The organism is Actinomadura parmotrematis, assembly GCF_019458805.1.
GTDB lineage: Bacteria > Actinomycetota > Actinomycetes > Streptosporangiales > Streptosporangiaceae > Spirillospora > Spirillospora parmotrematis.
The window spans coordinates 75,320-100,036 of the sequence record NZ_JAIBOA010000012.1 but is presented as its reverse complement, the minus strand read 5'-3'; the positions used below and the strand labels follow the sequence as shown (position 1 = coordinate 100,036).

The window sequence follows — 24,717 nt, the reverse complement described above, 5'->3', positions numbered from 1 at the left end:
GGATGAACGCGGCCTTCTTCCGCCGCGGCCCGCCGACCAGCATGGAGATCGCCGGGCGGGACGCGTGAGGGTCACGCGGCGCGGACCCGGCGCAGGAGGACTCCCATGACCGACCAGCGGATCGCGATCGTCACCGGCGCCAACCGCGGTCTCGGCCGCAGCACCGCGCTGCACCTGGCCGCCGACGGCACCGACGTGATCATCACCTACCGGTCGCACGCCGCCGAGGCCGAGGCCGTCGCCAAGGAGATCGGGGCGCTCGGCCGGACCGCCGTCGCGCTGCCGCTCGACGCCGCCGACCTCGCCTCGTTCGACGCGTTCGCCGCGCGCGTCCTGGCCGCCCTGCGCGAGAACTGGGGCCGCGACACCTTCGACGTCCTGGTCAACAACGCCGGCGCCTCCGGCGGCACGACGTTCCTGGAGACCACCGTCGAGGACTTCGACGCCCTCGTGGACGTGCACGTGCGCGGGGTGTACTTCCTCACCCAGAAGCTCGTGCCGCTCATGGCCGACGGCGGCCGCATCGTCAACCTGTCGTCCGGCCTCACCCGCTTCACCACGCCGGGCATGTCGGCCTACGCGATGATGAAGGGCGCCGTCGAGGTGTTCACCCGCTACCTCGCCAAGGAGCTCGGCCCGCGCGGCATCGCCGTCAACACCGTCGCGCCCGGCCCCGTCGCCACCGACTTCGAGGGCGGCCGCCTCCGCGACGACGAGCAGGTCCGCGGCGCGCTCGGGTCGATGGCCGCGCTCGGCCGGATCGGCGAGCCCGACGACATCGGCGCCGCCATCGCGACCCTGCTGCGCCCCGGCACCGGCTGGATCACCGGGCAGCGCGTCGAGGCGTCCGGCGGCCTGTTCCTGTGACCCGTCCGGCATCCTGGGGGACGTGATGGACCGCGAGCAGCTCGCCGACTTCCTGCGCACCCGCCGCGCCGCGCTGCAGCCCGAGGACGTCGGGCTGCCGCGCGGCCCGCGCCGCCGCACCGAGGGCCTCCGCCGCGAGGAGGCGGCGGCCCTCGCGGGCATGTCCACCGACTACTACAGCCGCCTGGAGCAGCGGCGCGGCCCGCAGCCGTCCGAGCCGATGCTCGCCGCGATCGCGCGCGGCCTGCACCTGTCCCTGGACGAGCGCGACCACCTGTTCCGCCTCGCCGGGCACAACACCCCGGGCCGCGCCTCGCGCTCGGACCACATCACGCCCGGCCTGATGCGCATCCTGGACCGCCTCCAGGACACCCCGGCCGAGGTCGTCACCGACCTCGGCGAGACCCTCGTCCGGACCCCGGCGGGCGTCGCCCTGTTCGGCGACCCGGCCGCGCACACGGGCCCGGCCCGCAGCATCGTCCACCGCTGGTTCACCGACCCGGCCACCCGCGAGCGGTACGCCCCGGAGGACCACCCGGGCCTCTCCCGCTTCTTCGCCGCCTCCCTGCGCGCCGCGTCCTCCCGCCAGGGCCCGGACTCCCGCGCCGCCCGCATGGCGGCCGACCTCCAGGCGCGCAGCCCGGAGTTCGCCGAGGTCTGGAAGGCCCACGACGTCGGCGGCCACCGCCCCGACGTCAAGCACGTCGTGCATCCTGAGCTGGGCGTCCTGGAACTCCAGTGCCAGGTCCTCCTGGACCCCGAGCAGGCCCAGGAACTCCTCGTCTACACCGCCACCCCGGGCTCGGAGAGCCACCAGAAACTGAAACTCCTCCCCGCCGTCAGCGCCCCCTGACCAGGGCTCGCCTGGGAGGCAGGTCGCCGCCCGCCTGCGCGCCCGCCACGGGTGTTCTGTCTGCAACTCGATCGGATGAACACCTGCGCGCGTGTGCCAAGCAAGCGTAACGTCACTCTTGGTAGCTGTTCAGTGACGGTGCCCGCTATAGGTCTAGAGCAAAACGGGCACATACACTCGCGAAGACAGGTGTGGTGCGTGACACGGCCCAAGCACAACGACAAGGAGCTGGACCAGGTCTTCGCGGAGGCATGGCGGAAGGGGTGGCGGATAACGCGTGACAAGCGCTACTGGAAGCTCTGGTGTCCGTGCCGGTTGAAGCATTTCAAAACGGTGAAGCTCACCCCTTCCGATCCCCGCTACAAGACCAATCTGGTCAAGCATCTGGGCAGCCGGACGTGCTGGAACGAGGAGTCCGAGTGATCTTCTATGCCGACCTCGGTATCGCCGTCGACATCGAGGGGATCGACGACGTGCAGGAGTGCGTCGATGAGCTCCTGGAGGCGCTGGCCGACCTGGAAGAGGCGGATCCGGCCATCGTGGACGTCGATGTCACGGCGACCCTGACCACCGGGGACGTCGAGGTGAACATGTGTGTGGAAGCCAGTGACCTGGCCGAGGCGGGCCAGAAGCTCCTGGCCACCGTCCGTGGAGCACTGCACCGCATCGGAGGCGATACCCCCGGCTGGGAGAAGGCGGCCCGTCTCATGCATGAGGCTTGCATGAACGTTCGCTCGACCGAACGAGAGCTCAGCGGGACCTGATTCGAGGGCGGGCAACGGTCGGCTCATCGCGAGCCACTGCCGAACCGGGAGAGGCCCGGCCACGACCGGCCCATCACCCCGATCGCAAGCGGCGGCGGAGGCGCCCCGCCCCGCACGGCCCCCGTGGCGGCCGTGACGGTGCTGGAGGACGCCGCCGAGGCCGCGTCCGCGCGGCCGCCGCTCCGGGTGGACGCCGGGCGCTATCTGTTCGTCGAGACGCGGAGCCGGCAGGCGGTGGACCCGGCCGCGCCGGAGACGCGCGGCATGTCGGGCTCGCCCGTCCTGCGCCGCGCGTGGCTGCCGTTCGACGGCGCGAAGGCCGGGCTGACGGCCGAGACCCGGGACGGGCGGACCGTCCGTACCTGGCTCTGCGACGACGCCGCGGCGCCGGTCAAGAAAGCCCCGCATGGCTCGGGGCCCGGTCCCCGGCCGTCCGGATGCCGCAACCGGCCCGCCGCCGACCCGGCCGTGCCGGCGGAGGCGGGCGCCGCGCGCGCCTGGCTGTACCGCACCGCGCAGGGCGGCAACCCGCCCGACGTGCAGGCGTTCATCACCCTCGGCGACACCGTCGCCGAGCGGTACGTGCCGCCCGCCGCGCTCGCCGCGCTGTTCCGGGCCGCGACCCGCGTCCCCGGCGTGACCGCGTCCCCCGCCGCGGTCGATTTCGCCGGGCGGCGCGGCGTCGCGGTCGGCCAGACCTGGGCCGGGACGCGGTACGAGCTGATCTTCGACGCGGCCAGCCGGCGCTTCCTCGGCACCCGCACGGTGGTCGACTTCGACGCCTCCTTCCGCCCGTCCGGGGGCAAGAGCCCCGGCGCCGGGACCGATCCAGCCTTCCGCGCCGCGCACCGGCAGGGGCAGGTGCTCTACGAGGCCGCCGTGCTGCGCACCGCCGTCACCGGCCGTCCCGGCGAGCTGCCCTGACCCGCCGCCCCGGCGCCGCCCCGGACGGAGCGGAGCGGCGCCGGGGTCCTAAGATCCGGGGATGGCGAGCGGGGAACGTGAGATCACCGAGGGCGTCGACCTGTGCCTGCCGGACGGGACGCTGAACCCGGCGGCCGTCGGCTGGTCGCGGACGCCGCTGCACCGGACGGCGCTCAAGGGGTGGGGGCGCGGCAAGCGGTGGGAGTACTGGTGCCTCACGACGCCGACGCACCTGATCGCCGTCACCGTCAGCGACATCGACTACCTGGCGCTCAACACCGTCTACTTCCTGGAGTACGGCGGCGCGGAGCTCGCCGCGACCGATCTCGTCCCGTTCGGGCGGGGCGTGCGGCTGCCCGACAGCCTGGACGGCGCGGACATCGCCGTCCGCGGCAAGGTCGGCGTGGACATCGTCCGCGAGCCGGGCGGGACGCGGATCCGGGTCAAGACCGCCGACGTGCGCGCCGACCTGTTCGCCGCGCTGCCCGAGGGGCACGAGACGATGAGCGTCGTCATCCCGTGGAGCCGCAAGCGGTTCCAGTACACCTCCAAGCACACCGCCCGCCCCGCGTCCGGGACCGCCGTCGTGCGGGGGAGGACGTACGACTTCGACGGCGGCTGGGGCGTCCTCGACCACGGGCGCGGCCGCTGGCCCTACGACACCCTGTGGAACTGGGGCGCCGCGTCCGGCGTCACCGGCGGCCGCACCGTCGGCCTCCAGTTCGGCGGGAAGTGGACGGCGGGCACCGGCATGACCGAGAACGCGCTCTGCGTCGACGGCCGCCTCACCAAGATCGGCGAGGAGCTGGACTGGGAGTACGGCGACTTCGCGCAGCCCTGGCGCGTCCGCACGCCCGGCTCCGACCGCGTGGACGTCGTGTTCACCCCCTTCCACGAGCGCGCCGAGCGCACCAACGCCGGCCTGATCTACAACGACACCCACCAGTGCTTCGGCCACTACGCCGGCACGATCCGCCCCGGCGGGCAGGAACCGGTCGAGGTGGACGGCCTGCTCGGCTGGGCCGAGCAGGTCCGGATGCGCTGGTGACCGCTACCGCGACCGCTGGACCGCGCCCTCCCCGAAGGAGCGGCTGAACACGAGCGCGAGCGCGATGCCGAACGCCGTCTCGACGAGCCGCTCGTTGAAGTGCGCGACCGCCGACGGGTGGTCGGCGAAGCCGAGCAGCAGGATGACGAAGAACGTCGTGTAGGCGGCGGTGATGTACCAGCGCCCGCCGCGCGTCGCCGACGCCGCCGTGAGGACGGCGAACGTCGCCGCCGCCATCACCCACGGGTCCGACGCGAACCGGACGAACAGCAGCGCGGCGATGCCGCCGGCCAGCACCGACAGGACGCGCCCGTAGCTGCGCAGGCGCTGCGGGCCGGGCGCCGGGCGGGTGACGAACGTGGCGGCGGCCGTCGCCCAGCCGACGTGCTCCAGCCCGGCCAGGTAGCCGACGAGCGCGGCGATCGCGGCGGCGAGGCCCATCCGCAGGCCGAACGAGCGGGCGGCGGCCGGCTCCAGCGCCGCGAACGCCCGGCGCGGCGGCCCCGGACGCGACGGCCAGAGCAGCGACAGCAGCCACGACGCCACCGACCCGCACGCGATGAGCCCGGCGATCGCCGCGCCCTGCCCGAGGTCGCGGTAGCTCAGCCCGACCGCGACGAGCGGGACGCAGAGCACCAGCGCGAGCGTCCCGGCGGGCCGCCGCACGGCGGCGCGGGCCGCGCCGATCGGCAGCAGCAGCATCGCGGCGACCGCGAGCGGCGGCACGTGCGACAGCAGGCTGCCGAGCAGGATCGACAGCGCCGCGACCAGCCCGACGACGGCGGTGAGCACCCGCCCCCGCCGCGCCGGCCGCACCCCGACGAGCACCGCCGGGACCGTCCCCACCGCGAACGCGAGGCCCTTCTCGACGTCGCCGAACAGGATCACCAGGACGGGCGGCACCGCGTACACCGCGCCGGGCAGCGCGTCCCCCCACCGCCAGTCCAGCCCCCGCGCCCCCATGATCATGCGGTGCCCGGGGGGCTTCCACGGCCAACGCGCGGCGCGGCAAAGAGGCGCCCATCCGGTATTACTGATCCGTGGACGAGAGCACGGGCGGCCCCCGGCCCGGCGACCCGGACGACCCCGCGGTCGGGACGGGCGGCGGGGACGGCGGGGAAGCCGCGATGGACGCCGCCGCGGACGGCGAGCGCGCCGGTGACGCGGACGGTGGGACCGAGGAGTTCGAGGGGCTCGACGAGCGGGTGAGCTGGACCGTCCCCGGCGTCCCGGACGAGGACGGGGACGAGCCCGCGCCCGAACCCGAGCCCGAACCGGAGGCCGCCGAGGACGCCCCGCCCAAGGCGCGGAGCCGCGCGCCGCTGTGGGCGGGCGCGGCGGCGCTGCTGCTCGTCGCCGTCGCGGGCGGGGTGTGGGCGCTCGGGCCGTCGGGTTCCTCGTGCGACGGCGCGCCCGTTCAGGTCGCGGTCGGCGCGGATCCCGGGATCGCGTCGACGTTGCGCGGCGTCGCCGACCGCTTCAACGTCGAGGAGCACCACGTCGGGACGCGGTGCGTAAGAGTCACCGTCACCGACGTGGCGTCCGCCGACTACGTGCGGCGCGCTCCGCTGCGCGCGCGCTACGACGTGTGGGTTCCCGAGTCGGGCCTATGGCTCGGCCCGGCCCGCGAGGCGGGCGCGAACCGTGTCCCGCCGCTCGCGCCGACGCTCGTCGGCACGCCCGTCGTGCTCGCCGCGCCGAAGGCCGCGGGCGTCGACACCGGCGGCACCTGGAAGGCCCTGCTGGACGGCGGCCTGTCGCGCCGCTCGCCCGATCCGGCGGCCTCGATGCCCGGCGCCGTCGCCATGCTCGCGCTCAAGCAGGTCGCGGCCGGCGACGTCGACGCGGGCCTCGGCCGGGCGCTCGGCAAGGGCGTCCCGCTGGCGGGGCTGCTCGGTCCCGACCGGGGCGAGCGGCCGCTGCTCGTCACCACCGAGCAGGCCGTCCTCGCCTACAACGAGGCGCACCGCCCCAACCCGGTCGAGCCGACCGTGCCGAAGGAGGGCACCGTCCTGCTCGACTACCCCTTCGCCGTCACGACCGCCGACGCCGCGCGGCGCGAGGGCGCGCAGGCGCTCCTCACCGCGCTCGGCACCCGCCCGTCCCGCGACGCCCTCCAGGCGGCCGGGTTCCGGACGCCGCAGGGCACGTTCGACGCGGCCCGCGCCGAGCGCTTCGCCGTCCCGGCGGCCCGCCCGAAGACGCTGGCGCCGCCCACCCGCGCCGCCCTGGCCGCCGCCTTCCGCGCCTGGCGCTGAGCCGGGGCGTCAGCGGACTTCGATGAAGGCGTCGGCGGGGCGCGGAGGGCGCTCGCGCGGGGGCGCGGCGGGGTGGCCGACGCCGACGGCGCCCATCGGATCCCAGCCGGCGGGCAGGTCCAGCACCTCGCGGACGACGTCGCGGCAGAACATCGTGGACGACACCCAGCACGACCCGAGGCCCTCGACGGCCAGCGCCACCAGCAGGTTCTCGACGCCCGCCCCGGCGGCGACGACGAACATCTCGCGCTCGGCGGCGTTGCGCCGCTCGTCGGGGTAGGTGTGCGCGCCGTCCATGACCAGGCACGGCACGACGAGGTAGGGGGCGCGGCGCAGGACGTCGCCGCGCCGCAGCCGCCGCTCGACCGACTCCTCGGTGAAGCCGTCCCGGCGCAGGTCGGCCTCCCACGCGTCGCGCATCGCGTCGAGCAGCCGGGTCCGCGCCGCCGCCGACTCCACCAGCACGAACCGCCAGGGCGTGGTGTGGTGCGGGGCGGGCGCGGTGATCGCGGCGGCGACGGCGCGGCGGACGGCCGCCGGGTCCACCGGCTCGGCGGTGAACTCGCGGACGGTGCGGCGCGCGTACAGCACCTCCGACGGCCCGTAGCGGAACATGTCGTCGGCGGGCGCGCGCACCAGGATCCGCGCGCCCGGCCCGTCGTCGTCGGTGACGAGGTCGCCGAGGCCGCGCACGACCGCGACGGGCACCCCGTCCAGCTTGCCCTTGACCAGCTCGGCCGCCGCCGCCAGCTCGTCGGCGACGGCGGTGACGGTCGCCTCCAGCCGGTTGCCGTAGGCGTCCGAGCGGCCGCGGAAGTCGTCCAGCGGGTCGAGGCCGGCGGCGCCGATCGCGACGTCGGTGAGGCCGTTCCGCCACGGCCGCCCGAAGGTGTCGGACACGAGGACGGCGACGTTCAGCCCGGTGCGCTCGCGCAGCCCGGCGCGGATGCGGCGGGCCGAGGCGTCGGAGTCCTCGGGCAGCAGCAGGACGGTGCCGGGCGCGGTGTTGGAGGCGTCCACCCCGGCGGCCGCCATGACGAGGCCCTGCCGGGTCTCCACGATGCGGGTCTCGCCGCGGGCGTGCGCGCGGCGCGCGACGACGCGGACGGTCTCGGCGTCGATCGCCTTCTCCCGGTCGCCGGCGACCAGGACGCGCCCCTCCGCCTTGCTGACGATCTTGGAGGTGACGACCAGGACGTCGCCGTCCTCCAGCAGGTCGGCGGGGATCAGCGCGGCGATGTCGGCGCCCTCGGCCACCTCCGGCAGGCCGGGCACGCCGAAGACCTGGAGGCCGCGGCTCATCCCGCGGCCCCCGCCAGCTCGGCCGCGAGGTCCAGGGCGGCGCGGGCGATCGCCTCGGTCGCGGCGGGGTCGCTCATCAGCAGCGGCCGGGACCGCACCGCGACGCCCTCGACGCCCTCGGCGGCGGTGGCGGCGTCGGCGTCGTCGACCAGCCAGCCGTCCAGCAGCTCCGCGCCGTAGTGCTCGGCGACGGCCCGCGCGGACGTCTCGACGCCGATCGCGGTGAGGCAGGCGTCGGCCATGCCGCGCACGGGGGCGCCGCCGATGATGGGGGAGACGCCGACGACGGTCTTGGCGGCGACGGCGTCGCGCACGCCGGGGATCCCGAGAATGGTCCCGACCGAAACCACCGGATTGGACGGCGGCAGCAGCACGGCGTCGGCGTCGCGGATCGCCTCCAGGACGCCGGGGGCGGGCTTGGCGTCCGCCGCGCCGACCGGCGCGATCGTCACGGCGGGCAGGGACGCGCGGAGCCGCACCCACCACTCCTGGAAGTGGATCGCGCGGCGGCCGTGCTCGGGGTCGTCGACGACGACGTGCGTCTCGACCTGGTCGTCGGTCATCGGGATCAGCCGGACGCCGGGCTTCCAGCGGTCGCAGAGCGCCTCGGTGACGGCCGACAGGGGGTACCCGGCGGCGAGCATCTGGGTGCGCACGATGTGGGTGGCGAAGTCGCGGTCGCCGAGGCCGAACCAGGACGGGCCGACGCCGTAGGCGAGCAGCTCCTCCTTGACGGTGAACGCCTCGTCCCGGCGCCCCCACCCCTGCTCCTCGTCGATCCCGCCGCCGAGGGTGTACATGACGGTGTCGAGGTCGGGGCAGACCCGCAGGCCGAACAGCGAGATGTCGTCCCCGGTGTTGCCGATCACGGTGATGTCGGCGGCCGGTTCGGCCGCCCTCAGGCCGCGCAGGAAGCGGGCACCACCGATACCGCCCGCCAGCGCCACGATCTTCATACCGCCAGCCTAGAGCGCCCGCCGCGGCCGCCCGCACGGGACCGCGTCCGGCCGGTCCGCGCGCGCCGCGGCGCCCGGCGATGTGCAAAGCTTTGCGCTGTAATCCGAATGCCTCTGTCAGGAGATGTCGCCGTGAACAAGGATGCCGTCCAGCGCCTGCGCGAGCCGGCCGCCTGGGTATTGCTGGCCGCCGCCGGGCTGCAATTGCTGTCCGGCCTGATCGCGCTGTTCACCACCGGCGGATTCACGTATCGCGCATTGATCGAGACCCAGGACGGATTCTTCACCGCGACGGCGACCGTCGCGCTGGCCGTCGTCGCGGTCCTGCTGGTCAACGGCGGTGCGGCGCCGACGCCGCAGGCGCGGACGATCACGATGGGCGCGCTCGGCGTGCTCGGCGGCATCCTCCTGTTCGGCGTCATCACCTGGCTCGGCGGGATGCTGTCGAGCTCGCAGTACGCGGGCGCCGGCTTCAAGCTGGCGCTGTTCCTCCACGGGGCCGCCAAGCTCGCCGTCGCCGGCGTCGCGGCCTGGTTCGTGTTCACCGTCTTCCAGGGCCTCCAGCCGCCGCGGCCGCAGAACCCGCAGCAGGTGCCGCAGGGCGGCGGCTACCCCGACTACGGGTACCAGCAGGGCCAGCAGGCCCCGTACGGCCAGCAGCAGTACGGGCAGCCGGGCGAGCAGCAGCAGCAGTACGGCCAGCCGCAGCAGTACGGCGATCAGCAGCAGTACGGCGAGCAGGCCCAGTACGGCCAGCAGGGCTACCAGCAGTACGGGCAGCCGCAGCAGCAGTACGGCGACCAGGGCCCGCAGGCCCAGTACGGGCAGCCGCAGTACGGCGAGCAGCAGGGCCAGCAGCAGTACGGCCAGCAGCCGCAGCAGCCCTCGGCGGCGCAGGAGGCCGAGGACGAGAGCATGGGGGAGTGGACCCGGGCTTATGGCGGTTCGGGCAGCGGCGACCCCAATGCCCAGGGACCTTCCGGAACTCCGCATACTCCAGGTCAGTCCGGGTACGGCCAGGCTCCCCAGCAGGGAGAGGGCGCTCAGGGCGAGGGCCGCGATTGGTATCGCGACAACCGTCCCCCTCAGTGATGCCGTGATTATCTGATCTCTGGCCAAAGCAGATCGCGCTGATGCCCCAAAAACCCATCTTTGCCCCAGGGCAAACTTGTTCCGCTTGACGGAGCGGGCGCTACACACGTGTAATTTCGTGAGTGTAGTTCTATGCCTTCTCGGGGGGATGGAGCTCGAGGGAAGGCATTGACCAGGGGGCTCCACGGGCTAGGAGGTGCGCTGTGAGCGAGGTAGTGATCCCGCTGGCGCACGGCACAGACGACGGCGAAGAGATGGGCTGGCAGGAGCGCGCCCTGTGCGCGCAGACGGACCCGGAGGCGTTCTTTCCAGAGAAGGGCGGCTCCACTCGCGAAGCCAAGAAGGTGTGCCGGGCATGTGAGGTGCGGGCTGAGTGCCTGGAGTACGCGCTTCAGCACGACGAGCGTTTCGGTATCTGGGGAGGGCTGTCGGAGCGGGAGCGTCGCAAGCTGAAGCGCCAGGCCGTCTGACGCCGCCGCCCGGACGGGCCCGCCCGAGCGGGGACGGGACGGGCGCGGCGGGGCGGACGGGCGGGCGCGACGGACCGCGCGGCCCGGCGGACCACCCCCGGTCGAAAACCCCTAAATAAGGGGATTCGGGACGGTTCCGGCGGCTCGCGCGTACAGTTGGCAGCCGTGCCGGCAGCATGCCGGCACGGCTGCTGCCTTTCCCCCACCCAGAGCGAGCGCCTCCCTTGCCGCCCTCTCTCGACCCCCCGCACGAGCACCGCCCGGCCCCGCCCCGGCCCGCCGCCGGGCACCGCGTCACCGCCGTCCTGGTCGCGCACGACGGCGTGCGCTGGCTGCCCGACACGCTGAAGGCCCTGCTCACACAGGCCCGCCCGCCCGACGCGCTGGTGGCCGCCGACACCGGGAGCCGCGACCGGGGCGCCGCGGTGCTCGCGGAGGTCGTCGGCGCGGACGCGGTGCTGGCGCTGCCCCGCACCACCGGCTACGGCGAGGCGATCGCCGAGGCGCTCCGCCACCCCGCCGCCGCGCGCGCCCCGGCGGACCCGGGCGCCGGTCCCGCGACCGAGTGGATCTGGCTCCTGCACGACGACTCCGCCCCCGACCGGCACGCCCTCGCCGCCCTGCTGCGCGCCGCGGACGCCGACCCGCGCGCCGCCGTCCTCGGGCCGAAGCTGCGCGACTGGTACGACCGCGGCGTCCTGCTGGAGGTCGGCGTCGCCGTCGACGGCGCGACCCGCCGCGAGACCGGCCTGGACGGCCGCGAGTTCGACCAGGGCCAGCGCGACGGCGACCGCGACGTCCTCGCCGTCAGCAGCGCCGGGATGCTCGTCCGCCGCGACGTGTGGGACCGGCTCGGCGGCTTCGACGTCGAGTTCGGCCTGTTCCGCGACGACCTGGACCTCTGCTGGCGGGCGCACGCCGCCGGCCACCGCGTGATGGTCGTCACCGGCGCGGTCGTGTACCACGCCGAGGCGTCCCGGCGGGGCCTCCGCACCATCGGCATGACGTCCGAGAGCCCGCGCCGCCGCGACCGCCGCAACGCGCTGTACGCGCTGCTCGGCAACCTGCCGCTGCGCCGCCTGCCGCGCGCGCTGCTCCGCAACGGCTGGGCCGCGCTGATGCGGGCGCTCGTGCTGTTCGCGGTGAAGCAGCCGGGCGCCGCCCGCGACGAGCTCGCCGCGTTCGCCGCCGTCGCCGGACGTCCCGGACGCTTCCGGCGGGTGCGCGCCGACCGCGCGGACGGCCGCAAGCAGGTGTACCGGACGGTGCGCCGTTTCCAGCCGCGCGGCGTCGCGCTGCGCCGCCTGTACGAGACGGTCGCCGACCGGCTCGCGCCGAGCGACGAGGAGCGCGACCGCGAGCGCGACGCGGCGCCCGTCCCCGAGGGCCCGGGACCGCTGCGGCGGCTCCTCGCCCGCCCCGCCGTGCCGCTCGTCGTGGCGCTCTGCGCCGTCACGCCGGCGGCCGAGCGGTCGCTGCCGTTCGCGGGCGGCCGCCTTGGCGGCGGCGCGCTGGCGCCGCCGGTGGCGGGTGCGAGCGACCTGTGGCACCAGTACCTGGCGGGCTGGCATCCGGCCGGGCTCGGCTCGGCCGCGGGCAGCCCGCCGTGGGTGGGCGTCGTCGCGCTGCTGTCGTCGCTCACCCTCGGCAAGCCGTGGCTGGCCGTCGCGCTGCTGCTGCTCGGCAGCGTTCCGCTCGCCGGGCTGGCCGCCTACCGCGCGTCCCGGCTGCTGCTGCCGCGCGCGGCGTACCCGCTGCGCGTCTGGTTCGCCGCGACCTACGCGCTGCTGCCGACCGCGACCGGCGCGATCGCCGGGGGACGGCTCGGCAGCGCCGTCGTCGTCGTGCTGCTGCCGCTCGTCGCCGTCCAGGCGGCGCGGATGCTGGACCCGTCCGCCGAACGCCGCAAGGCGGGGCGGGCGGCATGGGCGACGGGGCTGCTGCTCGCCGTCGCGTTCGCGTTCGTCCCGCTGACGTGGCTGCTCGCCGTGCTCGGCGGCGGCGCGGCCTGGGCGCTCGCGGGACGGCCGGGCGGGCGCGTACGCCGCGGCCTGGTGATCGCGCTCGGCGTCCCGCCGCTGCTCTGCCTGCCCTGGACGCTCGGCCTGCTGGCGCACCCGTCGCGGTTCCTGCTGGAGGCGGGCCTGAACGCGCCCTACGCGCCCGCGACCGCCGCCGAGCTGCTCACGCTGAACCCCGGCGGCCCCGGCACCCCGCCGTACTGGGCGACGGCCGGGCTGCCGGTCGCCGCGTTCGGCGCGCTCTGGCTGCGCGGCGGGCGGCGCGTCGCGCTGGCGGGCTGGCTGCTCGCGGTGTCGGCGCTGCTCGTCGCCCTGCTCACCGCGGCGATCACCGTCACCCGGGGCCCGGACCCGGCGCCGGCCTGGCCGGGCGCGGTGCTGCTGGTCGCCGCCGCCGGGCTGCTCGCCGCGGTCGCCGTCGCGGTCCGCCGCGCGGTCCGGGCGACCCGCCGCACCCGGCCGTTCGCCTGGGCGGTCCTCGCGGCGGCGGTCGCCACCCCGATCCTCGCCGCCGGGTCCTGGATCCTGGACGGGGCGGGCGGGCCGCTCGGCCGCGTCGACCCCGACACCGTCCCCGGCTACCTCGCCGGCCCCGCCGGGCCGCGCACGCTCGCCCTGCGCGCCGAGCCGGACGGGCGGATCTCCTACAGCGTGCTGCGCGGCGCCGCGCCCGTCCTCGGCGACGCCGAGACGCCCGCCGACGACCGCGCCCGCCACCGCATGGACGGCCTCGCCGCCGCGATGGCCGTGAACCGGCCCGGCGACGACGGGACGGCGCTCGCCCGCATGGGCGTGCAGTACCTGCTGGTCAACGACCCGCGACGGTCGCCGCTCACCGCCGTCCTCGACGCCACGCCCGAGCTGTCGCGGCTGAGCCGCACCGCGACCTTCGCCGTCTGGCGGGTGCAGCCCGACGCCGGCCGCCGCATGCTCGACACGAGCGGCGCGCTGGTCCCGCTGCCCGCGTCCGGGCCGGTCCGCGTCCCGCCCGGCCCGCCGGGCCGGATCCTGCTGCTCGCCGAACCCGCCGACGGCGGCTGGCACGCCACTCTCGACGGCCGCGACGTGCCGTCGCTGACCGTGGACGGCTGGGCGCAGGGCTACCGCATCCCGCCCGCCGGCGGCGTCTTCGACCAGCGGCGCGGGATGCTGCTCCGGCACGGCTGGCTGTGGATCCAGGGCGCGGCGGCGCTCGCCGTCCTCGTCCTCGCGCTGCCCGGCGCGCAGCTCGACACCTTCAGCGCGCCCCGCCGCCGCGCGGGCGGCCGGCGCCGCCGCACCGGCGAGACCGCGGCCGTCCGCGCCGAGCACGAGGAGGTGCCCGCGTGAGGGCGCCGCGCATCGACCTGGGCGGCGCGGCCGGGCTGCTGCGCTACCGGGCCGTCGCCGCGCTCCTGGTGCTGGTCGCGGGCGCCGCCCTGTACGGCGCCGCCGACCTGTCGCGGCCCGGCGCCCGCGCCGCCCCGCGCGGCGGGCACTCGCCCGTCACCGCCGCGCTGCTCGTCTGCCCCGGCGGCGACGGCGGCCGCACGACCGTGCAGACGCTGCCCGCCGACCGCTCGCGCGGCGCCGGCCAGCTCACCGTCCAGCCCGCCGGCACCGGGCTGCCGCTGCTGTCCACCACCCAGGCCGGGCACGCCTGGACCCACGACGACGCCCGCGCGCCCGCCGCCCGCACCGTCATCGCGTCCGGCGGGCTCGCCGCCGGCCTCGCCGCCGAGCGCACCTCCTACCGCGCCAAGGGCGACGACCGCGGCCTCGCCGCGACCCGCTGCGCCCCGCCCGGCACCGACCTGTGGTTCCTCGGCCCCGGCCCCGCCGCCGCCGACCGCGTCGAGGTGCTGCTCACCAACCCCGACCCCGCCCCGGCGGCGGTGGACCTCGCCGCGCTGTCGGACGACGGCCCCCTCGACACCGTCGAGGGGCGCGGCACCCAGGTCCCCGGCCACGGCAGCAAGGTCATCGAGATCGGCCGGTCGCCCGAAGGGCTCGGCGCCGTCGTCGCCGGCGCTCGCGACATGGCGCTGAGCGTGCGCGCCACCACCGGCCGCGTCGCCGCCGCCGTCCGGGTCCGCAGCGGCGCCGGCCAGGGCGTCGACTGGCTCCCGCTGTCGCCCGCCCCGGCCCGCTCGGTGCTCGTCCCCGGCGTCCCGAGCGGCGGCGGCGCGCGCCGCCTCGCCCTCGCGGTGCCCGGCGAGGGCGACGCCCGCGTCCGCGTCCAGGTGCTGACGTCCGCCGGCGCATTCGCGCCGCAGGGCCAGGACGAGCTGGACGCGCCCGGCCGCACCGTCACCGCCGTCGACCTGAACGGCGCGCTGCTCGGCAAGCCCGCCGCGATCCGCCTCGTCGCCGACCGGCCGATCATCGCGGGGTTCGACGCCTCCGCGGGCGGCGACGTCGCCTACGGCTCGGCGACCCCGCCGATCGGCGCCGACGGTGCGGTCGTCGCCGACACCCGCTACGCGGCGTCGGTGCTGCTCACCGCGCCGGACGGGGCGGCGAAGGTGCGGATCGTCCCGCTCGGGGCGCCCGGCGCCGCGCAGGAGGTCGCCGTCCCGGCGGGCCGCACCGTCGAGAAGGCCCTCGGCCTGAGCGCCGGCGGCGCGTGGATCGTCCCGCTGCCCGGCTCCGGCCCGGTGCACGCCGCGCGGACGATGACCGAGGCGAAGCGCCTGACCGTCCTGCCACTGTTCCCTGCCGCCGTCACCACGGCCCTGCCACCCGCGGGCGACACCGGCCGCACCCTGGTGCGGTAGCCGGAAGGTCAGTCTTCCGGGCCGTCGTAGCCGGGGTCGACGGACTCGGGGGACAGGCCGAGCAGGTCGGCGATCTCCTCGGTGAGCAGCTCGCGGACCAGCCGGGCCGTCTCCGGGTCGCCGGACGCGCGGACCTGCACGGGCCGCCGGTACACGACGATGCGCACGGGGCGGCCCTGCTCGCCGGGCTCGGTCAGCACGAGGGGGACGGGCGCGTCGTCGCCCGGGTCGACGTCGGGGACCTCCTCGACGGCGAACTCCACCCGGGCGAGCTCCTGCTCGAAGCGGGCGCCGAGGCGCCGCACCTCGCCCTCGACGAGGTCGTCGAACCGCTCGGCCCGGCTGCGGGAGGCCGGCACCTGCGGAGGGGTCAAGGGGCCGCGAACCCCGCGACCGTGCCGGTCGCGGCGCCGCACGCCAACCACACGGGGTCGCACGCGTCCCAGCCTACCGCCGGGTCCGGGGTGCCGTCCGGCCCTCGCGCGGGCCGCCCGGAAGCGCTCCGCATCCGTAGCGGGACGGAATGTAATTGTTATCGCGGAAATTGTCCGGTAACGGCGACACGTGCACGGGGGTGGTGGCGGAGTCGGCGGCGGCGGGGTACGGTCGGCCATCGTGAGCCCCGCCCGCATCTGCTCCCGTACCGCCTGCAAGGCGTCCGCAGTGTTCACGCTCACGTACGTCTACCGCGATTCCACCGCAGTCCTGGGTCCTCTCGCCGCGTACGCCGAGCCGCACTGCTACGACCTGTGTGCGGAGCACTCGGAACGCCTCACCGCCCCCATGGGGTGGGAGCTCGTCCGCCTGCCGGTGGAGACCGGATCCGAGCCGAGCGCCGACGACCTGGAGGCGCTCGCCGACGCCGTCCGCGAGGCCGCGCGCCCGAGCGGCGCGCCCGGCGCCGAGCCCGTCGGCCAGGGCACCGAGATAGGGCGCCGCGGCCACCTGCGCGTCCTGCGCTCCGAGCCCGCCGGCAGCCAGCCCGCCGGCGCCCCGCCCGTCCAGGACTGACGCGCGCGCGGCGCACACCGCCCTTTCCCGTCAGGTCGGACCTGTCCGGGCCGCCCGCGCCGGTAGGCTCGTGGGCCGCAGGACCGACGGACAGGAGACCGGAGTTGGGCGACCCCGCCAAGATCTTCAAGGCGTACGACATCCGCGGCGTGGTGCCGGCCGAGCTGGACGAGGCCACCGCCGAGGCCGTCGGCGCGGCGTTCGTCCGGGTGACCGGCGCGGACGCGGTGGTCACCGCCCACGACATGCGCGCCTCCTCGGTCCCGCTCGCCGCCGCCTTCGCGCGCGGCGCGACCGCGCAGGGCGCCGACGTGATCGAGGCCGGCCTCGGGTCCACCGACCTGCTCTACTACGCGAGCGGCGTGCTGGACCTGCCCGGCGCCATGTTCACCGCCAGCCACAACCCGGCCCGCTACAACGGCATGAAGCTGTGCCGCGGCGGCGCCCGCCCGATCGGGCGCGACACCGGCCTCGCCGACATCCGCGCGCTCGTCGAGAGCGGCGTCCCCGCCTTCGACGGCAAGCCCGGCGCCGTCACGCGGCGCGACATGCTCCAGGGCTACGCCGACCACCTGAAGACGCTGGTCGACCTGTCGGGCATCCGCCCGCTGAAGGTCGTCGTGGACGCCGGCAACGGCATGGGCGGCCACACCGTCCCGACCGTCCTCGCCGGGCTGCCGATCGACCTCGTCCCGCTCTACTTCGAGCTCGACGGGACCTTCCCGAACCACGAGGCCAACCCGATCGAGCCGGCGAACCTGCGCGACCTGCAGGCGAAGGTCCGCGAGACCGGCGCCGACATCGGCCTGGCCTTCGACGGCGACGCCGACCGCTGCTTCGCCGTGGACGAGCGCGGCGAGATCGTCTCCCCGTCCGCGGTCACCGCGCTGGTCGCGGCGCGCGAGCTGGCCAAGCACCCCGGCGCGCCGATCGTGCACAACCTGATCACCTCGCGGGCGGTGCCGGAGATCATCGCCGAGCACGGCGGGAAGCCCGTCCGCACCCGCGTCGGGCACTCGTTCATCAAGCAGACGATGGCCGAGACGGGCGCGGTGTTCGGCGGCGAGCACTCGGCGCACTTCTACTTCCGCGACTTCTGGTTCGCCGACTCGGGCATGCTCGCCGCGCTGCACGTCCTCGCCGCCCTCGGCGAGCAGGACGCGCGGACGCTGTCGGAGCTGCTCGCCGAGTACACCCGCTACGCGGCGTCCGGGGAGATCAACAGCGAGGTGGCCGACCAGGCCGCCGCGACCGCGCGGGTCCGCCGGGCGTTCGAGGAGCGCCCCGGCGTTACGATCGACGAACTGGACGGGCTGACCGTCGCCGCCGGCGGCGGCTGGTTCAACCTGCGCCCGTCCAACACCGAGCCACTGCTGCGCCTCAACGCGGAGGCCGCCGACGGTCCGTCCATGGCCGCGCTCCGCGACGAGGTGCTGGCCATTGTGAGGGGGACATGACGGTGAAGCTCGACTCCTGGCTGCTGGAGATCCTGGCCTGCCCGAACTGCAAGGGAACGCTGCGCGCCGACGAGGCCGCCGCCGAGCTCGCCTGCACGGGCCCGTGCCACTACGTGTACCCGGTGCGCGACGACATCCCGGTGCTGCTCGTCGACGAGGCGCGGGCCCCGGCCTCATGACGGGCGGCCTCGACACCGGCCGGCTGGAGGACCTGGCGGCGATCGAGGCGGCCGACCCGGAGGGGATGCTCCGCCAGGTGGCCTCGTCCGCCGCGCAGGTCCGCGAGGCGCTGCTGCTCGCGGCCGAGGCCGGGGTCGCGGCGCTCGCCGCCGACGGGCGGCCCCGCGCGATCGTGGTCGCTGGCATGGGCGGCTCGGGGATGAGCGGTGACGTCCTCGCCGCCGTCTGCGGACCCGGCTGCCCCATCCCGATCGTGACGGTGCGCGGCTACCGGCTGCCCGGCTGGGTCGGCGCCGCCGACCTGGTGATGGCGGTGTCCTGCTCGGGGAGCACCGAGGAGACCCTCGCCGTCGCCGCCGAGGCGGTCCGCCGCGGCTGCCGGATGCTGTTCGTCGGCGGGGAGGGCTCGCCGCTCGCGGGCCTCGCCGAGCAGAGCCGCGGCCCGTTCGTCCCGGTCCGCTCGGTCGGGCAGCCGCGCTCGACGCTGTGGGGCCTCACCGTCCCGCTGATCGTCGCGGCCCGCGAGCTCGGCCTCGTGCGGGCGCCGGACGCGCTGCTGGAGGCGGTCGCCGCGCGGCTGGAGGAGGTCGCGCACCGCTGCCGTCCGGGCAGCGAGACGTTCGTGAACCCGGCCAAGCGGATCGCCGCCGAGCTCGCCGGCGACGTCCCGATGGTGTGGGGCTCCTCGCCGCTCGCGGCCGCCGCCGCCTACCGGTTCTGCTGCCAGCTCAACGAGAACGCCAAGTACCCCGGCGTGTTCGGGGAGCTGCCGGAGGCCGACCACAACCAGGTGGTCGCCTTCGACGGGTTCTTCGCCCGCGGTGGGTCCGGCGCGGCCGACGGCGACGATGACGACGACTTCTTCCGCGACCGGGTGGACGACGCCGAGCACGGCCTGCACCTGGTCGTGCTGCGCGACACCGACGAGCACCCGCAGGTGAGCAAGCGCCGCGAGGTTTCGGTGGAGCTCGCGCGGGCACGCGGCGTGGCGGTGACGGAGATCGCCGCCGAGGGCGACCATCCGCTGGAACGGATCGCCTCGCTGATCGCTTTGGCGGACTACGTCACGGTTTACTTGGCTATCGCGCTCGGCGTGGACCCCACGCCGGTGTCGGCCATCCAAGAGCTCAAAGCGAGGATTGTGTAGATGAGTGCAGAGGGCGGGTCCAAAGCGATCATCGCGGCGCTGGGCGCCAACCTGGGGATCGCGGTGGCCAAGTTCGTGGCGTTCCTGTTCACCGGGTCGTCCTCGATGCTGGCCGAGTCGATCCACTCGGTGGCCGACTCGGGCAACCAGGGCCTGCTCATCCTCGGCCGCAAGCGCTCGGAGCGCGACCGCACGCCGAAGCACCCCTTCGGCTACGGGCGCGAGCGGTTCTTCTACGCCTTCGTCGTCGCCGTCGTGCTGTTCACCGTCGGGTCGGCGTTCTCGCTCTACGAGGGCGTCGAGAAGATCATCGAGCCGCACCACGTGGAGTCGCCCGGCTGGGCGTTCGGCGTGCTGATCTTCGCGATCCTGCTGGAGTCCTTCTCCTTCCGCACCGCGATCAAGGAGTCGAACACCTCCCGCGGCGACCGGTCCTGGGTGCAGTTCATCCGCCGCGCCAAGGCGCCCGAGCTGCCGGTCGTCCTGCTGGAGGACTTCGCCGCCCTCATCGGCCTCGTCCTCGCCCTGTTCGGCGTCTCCATGGCCGTCCTCACCGGCGACGGCACCTGGGACGGCGTCGGCACCGTCGGCATCGGCGTGCTGCTCGGCCTCGTCGCCACCGTCCTCGCCATCGAGACCAAGAGCCTGCTGATCGGCGAGGGCGCCGACCCCGAGGTCCAGGACCGCATCGTGGCCTGCCTGGAGTCGGTGCCCGAGGTCGACCGGGTCATCCACATGCGGACCGAGTACGTCGGCCCCGAGGAGCTGCTCATCGCCGCGAAGATCGCGGTGAACCACGACGACACCGCCGGGCAGGTCGCCCGCGGCATCAACGCCGCCGAGGCCAAGATCCGCGGCCAGTTCCCCGAGGCCCGGCTGATCTACCTGGAGCCCGACCTGGAGGGCGACGCCGGCGGCCAGCAGGACGTTCCCGAGCCGACCGCGAAGACCGGCGACGCGGAGACCGCCGCGTCCTCCTGACCGCACACCACGCGAGCGCTGCGAACACGACGATGCGGAGCCCGCCGCATCTTCCCGACCGCGCACCACGCGAGCGCTGCGAACACGACGATGCGGAGACCACCGCGTCTTCCCGACCGCGCGCGACCGCGCACCACGCGAGCGCTGCGGACACGGCGATGCGGAGACCGCCGCGTCTTCCCGACCGCGCACCGCGCGAACGCTGCGGACACGACGAGGCGGAGACCGCCGCGTCTTCCCGACCGCGCGCGACCGCGCGCCGCGCGAGCGCTGCGGACACGGCGATGCGGAGACCACCGCGTCTTCCCGACCGCGCGCGACCGCGCGCCGCGCGAACGCCGCGGATACGACGAAGGCGCCCGCCGGGGACACTCGGCGGGCGCCTTCATCATGCGGCGGCCCGGGTGCGGGGCCGTCAGTTCTCGGCGGGGTCTCGTGCGGGAGGCGGTCCCCTCACCGGCCGGCGCGGCGCCGATCGTCCCCAGCCCAGGCAAGACCGTTCGTGCCCCGCGAAGGGGCACGCGCGCGTCCGGCCGGCGAGGGCGCCTTCCCATGCTCCCCGCCCGGGCCCCTGAATTCCCGGGCGGTTCTGGTGTGACTGCGGTGGCCGGCCGAACCCCCTAGCCGGCCGGGCCACCGTGTCGCGGTCACACCCAGAACACTACGTTCCCGCAGGTCGCCGGGGCGTCCACCGAAAGGAGGGAAACCGTGTCGTCCTCCAGGGGGATACGGGTCCGCCTTATGGCTCCGCCCGGTGAGGCGGGCACGCCGATCACCGGGTAACCATGGAAGGCGTGAGCACCGACCCGTCCCCGCCGCCCGCCCCGCACCCCGCCCCGCCCGCCGCGCCCACGGCGTTCGGCCCCGCCCTCGCCCGCCACGCGTGGCGGCTGTCGGGGCGCGTCGTCGCGGGCGTCGGGCAGCTCCTGCTGTGGGTGCTGACGGGCGCGGGGCGGTTGCTCCGGCCGCTCGGCCGGCGGCTCACCGCCAAGCTGACCGGCGGCCCGGCGCCCGCGCCGGGAGTCACCGCGACGGCGCCGCTGCCGCGCTGGACCAACGCGTGGGCGGAGGTCGCCGGATCCTGGTACTTCGCGCCGCTGACCGGCCTCGCGCTCGCGGTCGCCGCGCTCGCCGAGCTCGCGCCGCGGGTGGCGTCGCCGCTCAGCCTGGCGGGCGCGTTCGCGGTCGCCTCGACGCTGCCGCTGATCTGGCGCCGCGAGTACCTGCGGCCCGTCGCCGCGACCGCCCTCGGCGCGTTCGCCGCCGGGCTGCTCACCGGCCAGACCCTGCTGATCACCACGACGCTCGGCGCGCTGTACACGCTGTACGCGCTCGGCCGGCAGCTCCCGCGCCAGTCCGCCGGAATGCTCGCGGCCGGCGCCGCCGCGACCGTCGCCGTCGTCTACCTCGCGACCGGCACCCTGGACGACGTCCCCTGGCCGGCCGCCGTCGTCGCGGTGCTCGCCGCGATCGGCCTCGGCGACGCCCGCCGGACGGTGGAGACGTCCGCGCGTACGGAGGCCGCCGCCGCCGAGCGCACGAGCGAGACGCTGACCCGCCTCACCGCCGTGCAGCGCGAGCAGGCCGTCATGCGCGAGCGGGCCCGCATCGCCCGCGAGCTCCACGACGTCGTCGCGCACTCCGTCTCCATGATCGCGGTGCAGGCGGAGACCGCGCCCTACACCATGGACGGCCTGTCCCCGCAGGCCCGCGACGGCTACGCCGAGATCGCCCGGACGGCCCGCGACGCGCTGGTGGAGATGCGCCGCCTCCTGTCGGTGCTGCGCGCCGACGCGCGGGCCGAGCCCGAGTCGGCGCCGCAGCCGCGCCTCGACCGGCTGCCCGAGCTCCTCGACCAGCACCGCGGCGCCGGCGGCCGCGTCGACCTCGCCGTGCGCGGCGACGCGCGGACGCTGTCCACGACGGTCGAGCTGTCGGCGTACCGGATCGTGCAGGAGGCCCTCACCAACGCCCGCCGGCACGCGCCCGGCGCGGCCGTCCACGTCGACCTCGCCTACCTGCCCGACCGCCTGGAGGTCCGGGTCAGCGACGGCGGCGCGGACGCGCGGACGCAGGTCCTCGGCCGCCCGGCCGGCCCGGCGGGCCGCACCCGCGTCGAGGGACCGGCCGGTTCCGGGCACGGGCTCGTCGGGATGCGGGAACGTGCGACCATGCTGGGCGGACGGTTCTCCGCCGGCCCCGCCACCGAGGGCGGGTTCGTGGTGGCGGCGGACCTCCCGCTGGACCGGGAGGGGACCCCCGCCCGCGACGCGCCGCGCTGACCACCGACCCGGGAGCGACGTTGATCAAGGTCATCGTCATCGACGACCAGACCATCGTGCGGGCCGGCTTCGCCGCGCTGCTGAACGCCCAGCCCGACATCACCGTGGTCGGCGAGGGCGGCGACGGCCGCGACGCCGTCCGCCTCGCCGCCGCCGAGCGGCCCGACGTGGTGGTGATGGACATCCGGATGCCGCACATGGACGGCATCGAGGCGACCCGCCGGATCCTCGCCGCGCCGGCCGCCGAGGGCGTCCGCGTCCTCGTCCTCACCACCTTCGACGTCGACGAGTACGTCTACGAGGCGCTCGCGGTCGGCGCGAGCGGGTTCCTGCTGAAGGACGCGACGGCCGAGGAGCTGGTGTCGGCGGTGCGGGTCGTCGCGCGCGGCGACGCGCTGCTCGCCCCGCAGGTCACCGGGCGCCTCATCCGCGAGTTCACCAGGCAGCGGCGCAACCGGCCGCAGGCGCCGGCGGAGCTGGCGACGCTGACCGCCCGCGAGAGCGAGGTCCTCGTGCTCATCGCGGGCGGGCTGTCCAACGCCGAGATCGCGGCGCGCCTGTTCGTCAGCGAGCACACCGTGAAGACGCACGTCGCGCGGGTCTTCACCAAGCTCGGCCTGCGCGACCGGGCGCAGGCGGTCATGCTCGCCTACGAGTCCGGCGTCGTCGTCCCCGGCGGCGCGGACGGCTGACGCGCCCGCCGCCGCGTCCCTGGCGGCACGGACACCTAACGCGCCCACCGCCGTGCCTACCGCCGCGTCCGCCACCGCCATGCCCGCTGCCATGCCCGCCGCTGCCATGCCCGCCGCCACGTCCGTCGCCGCCGTGCCCGCCGCCGCGTCAGGCGGCATGCCCGCCGCCGCGTCCGCCGAGGTGTCAGGCGGCCTCGATGCTGCCGCTGATGGCGTAGCTGGAGATCGCCAGGCAGGTGGCGACGGACCGGGTGCCGGGCCCGGCGGCCACCCACGGCCCGTAGTAGGTGAGGCGCGACGGGATCTGGCCGGTGCGCCCGCACAGGAGCTTGGTGCGGTACTGGCCGTCGCCCTCCGCGCAGGCCGTCGTGAGGGACTTGCCGCCGCCCCACGTGAAGGTGCAGGCGGACGGCGCCGCCTGCGCGGGCGAGCCCGCCACGGCGATTCCCCCGGCGGCCGCCAGCACGCCCACCGCGACGACGCCCGCCCGCCGCCCCCACCGCTTCCGTCCCGTTCCCGTCATGGCTGCTCCTCCCGTCACGGCCCCTGATCAGGGCGTGCCCCGAGCGTCGCAGCCGGGCCGCACCAGGCGCGCGGGAGCACCGTCCCGCCGCCACCCGGAACACCGTCCCGGGACGCCCCGCTCCCAGCCCCGCCGGGCGGCAGCGGCCGACCGGCAAGCAGCCCGCCCAACCGCCCATGACCAGGTGGTCGTCCAAAGTTGAGATGCGGCGTGTTGGGCACTTTGAAGATCGAAAGTGCCCAACACGCCGCATCTCAACGTGTGGTGGGCGGGTGGTCATCGCCGGTGGCGGGGTTGGCGGAGGGTGGTCGTGGTCAGTGGCCGTGGGGGCCGCCGGGCTGGGGCGGGTGCGGCGGCGGGGGCTGTTGGGGCTGGGCGTACGGCTGGGGCTGCTGGTGGCCCTGCGGCGGGCCGTACTGCTGGGGTTGGCCGTAGCCGGGCGGAGGGCCGGCGCCGTAGGGCGCTCCCGGCGGCGGCCCGGCCGCGTAGGGCTGCGGCAGGGCGGCGGAGTAGGGCTGGGGTTGCGAGGGACCGGCGGCATAGGGCGCCCCCTGCGGCGGTCCGGCTGCGTAGGGCTGTGGCGGGCTGGCGGCGTAGGGCTGAGGTTGTGAGGGACCGGCGGGGTAGTGCGGGCCGGCGGCGTAGGGCTGGGGGTGTGAGGGACCGGCGGCGTAGGGCGTTCCCTGGGGAGGGCCGGCGGGGTAGGGCTGCGGGGGACCGGCGGGGTAGGGCCGGGGGTGGGGGTATGCGCTCGTGCTCGGGCGCGGGCGGCGGAGCGAGGTGACGAGCCACACCCCGCAGCCGATCGTCAGCAGCGGCCCGCCGATCGCCATGACGACGGCCCAGGTGTGGTTGCTGGACTTCTGTTCGTCGTAGGTGCGCCGGGTGGAGTGGCCGCGGCGGATCTCGTTGCAGATGTCGCCCGGTCGCATCACCTGGCCGCCGCATTTCACCTCCTTGTCGCCCATCTGGGAGATGCCGCCGAACAGCAGGACGATCCCGCCGATGACGCCGAGCACCTGGTAGATGCGTTCCCTCATGTGTCCGCCTTGCGGGTCTCGTCGCGGTGGAGTGCGGGAGAGCGTAACGGGCGAGCCGGACATGGGCGGGCGATCCGTCCATCCGGGTGCCGC

Annotated in this window: 24 protein-coding genes; 18 read left to right on the top strand and 6 right to left on the bottom strand. The window is 75.8% G+C overall.

All coding sequences use genetic code 11. From position 1 onward, the window contains the following. Positions 1-105: 105 nt before the first annotated feature. From K1Y72_RS19665 to K1Y72_RS19640, 6 genes are all read left to right on the top strand, one after another. Complete coding sequence (locus K1Y72_RS19665) at positions 106-867, top strand: SDR family NAD(P)-dependent oxidoreductase (protein WP_220167848.1); 762 nt, start codon at positions 106-108, stop codon at positions 865-867. A 25-nt stretch (positions 868-892) separates the two neighbouring features. Further along, a complete protein-coding gene (locus K1Y72_RS19660) occupies positions 893-1,720 on the top strand; it encodes a helix-turn-helix transcriptional regulator (RefSeq protein WP_258572973.1) in 828 nt (275 codons plus the stop codon). A gap of 198 nt (positions 1,721-1,918) precedes the next feature. After that, positions 1,919-2,143 carry a hypothetical protein gene (locus tag K1Y72_RS19655; protein WP_220167846.1) on the top strand — a complete coding sequence of 75 codons (225 nt, stop codon included), beginning with the start codon at positions 1,919-1,921 and terminating at the stop codon, positions 2,141-2,143. Further along, positions 2,140-2,484: a hypothetical protein gene (locus K1Y72_RS19650; RefSeq protein ID WP_220167845.1), complete on the top strand. Its 345-nt coding sequence runs from the start codon at positions 2,140-2,142 to the stop codon at positions 2,482-2,484. Before K1Y72_RS19655 ends, K1Y72_RS19650 begins: the two co-directional genes overlap by 4 nt. A 36-nt stretch (positions 2,485-2,520) precedes the next feature. Further along, a complete protein-coding gene (locus K1Y72_RS19645; protein WP_258572970.1) occupies positions 2,521-3,408 on the top strand; it encodes a CU044_5270 family protein in 888 nt (295 codons plus the stop codon). Positions 3,409-3,469: 61 nt separating this feature from the next. Then, positions 3,470-4,456, top strand: coding sequence for a DUF2804 domain-containing protein (locus tag K1Y72_RS19640; RefSeq protein ID WP_220167843.1), 987 nt, complete (start codon positions 3,470-3,472; stop codon positions 4,454-4,456). A gap of 3 nt (positions 4,457-4,459) precedes the next feature. Here the strand turns inward: K1Y72_RS19640 and K1Y72_RS19635 are convergent, their stop codons facing one another. After that, on the bottom strand, positions 4,460-5,419 hold the full coding sequence (locus K1Y72_RS19635) for an FUSC family protein (RefSeq protein WP_220167842.1): 960 nt from the start codon (positions 5,417-5,419) through the stop codon (positions 4,460-4,462). A gap of 77 nt (positions 5,420-5,496) precedes the next feature. Here K1Y72_RS19635 and K1Y72_RS19630 point away from each other — a divergent pair, with 77 nt between their 5' ends. After that, a complete protein-coding gene (locus K1Y72_RS19630) occupies positions 5,497-6,714 on the top strand; it encodes a substrate-binding domain-containing protein (RefSeq protein WP_220167841.1) in 1,218 nt (405 codons plus the stop codon). Positions 6,715-6,723: 9 nt separating this feature from the next. Here K1Y72_RS19630 and K1Y72_RS19625 read toward each other — a convergent pair whose 3' ends face one another. Next, a complete protein-coding gene (locus K1Y72_RS19625; RefSeq protein WP_220167840.1) occupies positions 6,724-8,016 on the bottom strand; it encodes a coenzyme F420-0:L-glutamate ligase in 1,293 nt (430 codons plus the stop codon). Next, positions 8,013-8,972: a 2-phospho-L-lactate transferase gene (gene cofD / locus K1Y72_RS19620; RefSeq protein ID WP_220167839.1), complete on the bottom strand. Its 960-nt coding sequence runs from the start codon at positions 8,970-8,972 to the stop codon at positions 8,013-8,015. The genes K1Y72_RS19625 and cofD overlap by 4 nt, the downstream gene beginning before the upstream one ends. 258 nt (positions 8,973-9,230) lie before the next feature. Between cofD and K1Y72_RS19615 the strand changes: the two genes are divergently transcribed. From K1Y72_RS19615 to K1Y72_RS19600, 4 genes are all read left to right on the top strand, one after another. Beyond that, complete coding sequence (locus K1Y72_RS19615; protein WP_220167838.1) at positions 9,231-10,064, top strand: hypothetical protein; 834 nt, start codon at positions 9,231-9,233, stop codon at positions 10,062-10,064. A 254-nt stretch (positions 10,065-10,318) separates the two neighbouring features. Beyond that, on the top strand, positions 10,319-10,534 hold the full coding sequence (locus K1Y72_RS19610) for a WhiB family transcriptional regulator (protein ID WP_153537861.1): 216 nt from the start codon (positions 10,319-10,321) through the stop codon (positions 10,532-10,534). A gap of 224 nt (positions 10,535-10,758) precedes the next feature. Then, positions 10,759-13,884, top strand: coding sequence for a glycosyltransferase (locus K1Y72_RS19605; RefSeq protein WP_258572886.1), 3,126 nt, complete (start codon positions 10,759-10,761; stop codon positions 13,882-13,884). After that, complete coding sequence (locus K1Y72_RS19600) at positions 13,881-15,311, top strand: DUF5719 family protein (protein ID WP_220167836.1); 1,431 nt, start codon at positions 13,881-13,883, stop codon at positions 15,309-15,311. Before K1Y72_RS19605 ends, K1Y72_RS19600 begins: the two co-directional genes overlap by 4 nt. Before the next feature lie 8 nt (positions 15,312-15,319). Here the strand turns inward: K1Y72_RS19600 and K1Y72_RS36420 are convergent, their stop codons facing one another. Continuing rightward, complete coding sequence (locus K1Y72_RS36420) at positions 15,320-15,736, bottom strand: metallopeptidase family protein (protein ID WP_372452937.1); 417 nt, start codon at positions 15,734-15,736, stop codon at positions 15,320-15,322. A 190-nt stretch (positions 15,737-15,926) separates the two neighbouring features. Here K1Y72_RS36420 and K1Y72_RS19590 point away from each other — a divergent pair, with 190 nt between their 5' ends. From K1Y72_RS19590 to K1Y72_RS19560, 7 genes are all read left to right on the top strand, one after another. Then, positions 15,927-16,322 (top strand): DUF3499 domain-containing protein, encoded by a 396-nt coding sequence (locus tag K1Y72_RS19590; RefSeq protein WP_220167834.1) that lies wholly within the window; start codon positions 15,927-15,929, stop codon positions 16,320-16,322. Between the two features lie 104 nt (positions 16,323-16,426). Continuing rightward, entirely contained in the window at positions 16,427-17,779 is a 1,353-nt protein-coding gene (locus tag K1Y72_RS19585; protein WP_220167833.1) for a phosphomannomutase/phosphoglucomutase, read from the top strand. Then, positions 17,776-17,958 carry a Trm112 family protein gene (locus K1Y72_RS19580; protein ID WP_220167832.1) on the top strand — a complete coding sequence of 61 codons (183 nt, stop codon included), beginning with the start codon at positions 17,776-17,778 and terminating at the stop codon, positions 17,956-17,958. Before K1Y72_RS19585 ends, K1Y72_RS19580 begins: the two co-directional genes overlap by 4 nt. Then, positions 17,955-19,106, top strand: a complete 1,152-nt coding sequence (locus K1Y72_RS19575; RefSeq protein ID WP_220167831.1) for an SIS domain-containing protein — start codon at positions 17,955-17,957, stop codon at positions 19,104-19,106. Before K1Y72_RS19580 ends, K1Y72_RS19575 begins: the two co-directional genes overlap by 4 nt. Continuing rightward, positions 19,107-20,087, top strand: coding sequence for a cation diffusion facilitator family transporter (locus K1Y72_RS19570; RefSeq protein ID WP_220167830.1), 981 nt, complete (start codon positions 19,107-19,109; stop codon positions 20,085-20,087). 794 nt (positions 20,088-20,881) lie between these two features. Next, entirely contained in the window at positions 20,882-22,369 is a 1,488-nt protein-coding gene (locus tag K1Y72_RS37240; protein WP_308287146.1) for a sensor histidine kinase, read from the top strand. 20 nt (positions 22,370-22,389) lie between these two features. After that, entirely contained in the window at positions 22,390-23,061 is a 672-nt protein-coding gene (locus K1Y72_RS19560; protein WP_220167828.1) for a response regulator, read from the top strand. Between the two features lie 184 nt (positions 23,062-23,245). On the opposite strand, the gene K1Y72_RS19555 is transcribed toward K1Y72_RS19560, so the two are convergent. Then, positions 23,246-23,584, bottom strand: a complete 339-nt coding sequence (locus tag K1Y72_RS19555; protein WP_220167827.1) for a hypothetical protein — start codon at positions 23,582-23,584, stop codon at positions 23,246-23,248. Positions 23,585-23,898: 314 nt separating this feature from the next. Beyond that, the gene (locus K1Y72_RS19550) at positions 23,899-24,624 is read right to left on the bottom strand and encodes a hypothetical protein (RefSeq protein ID WP_220167826.1); all 726 of its coding nucleotides are present in this window, start codon (positions 24,622-24,624) and stop codon (positions 23,899-23,901) included. Positions 24,625-24,717 lie beyond the last annotated feature (93 nt).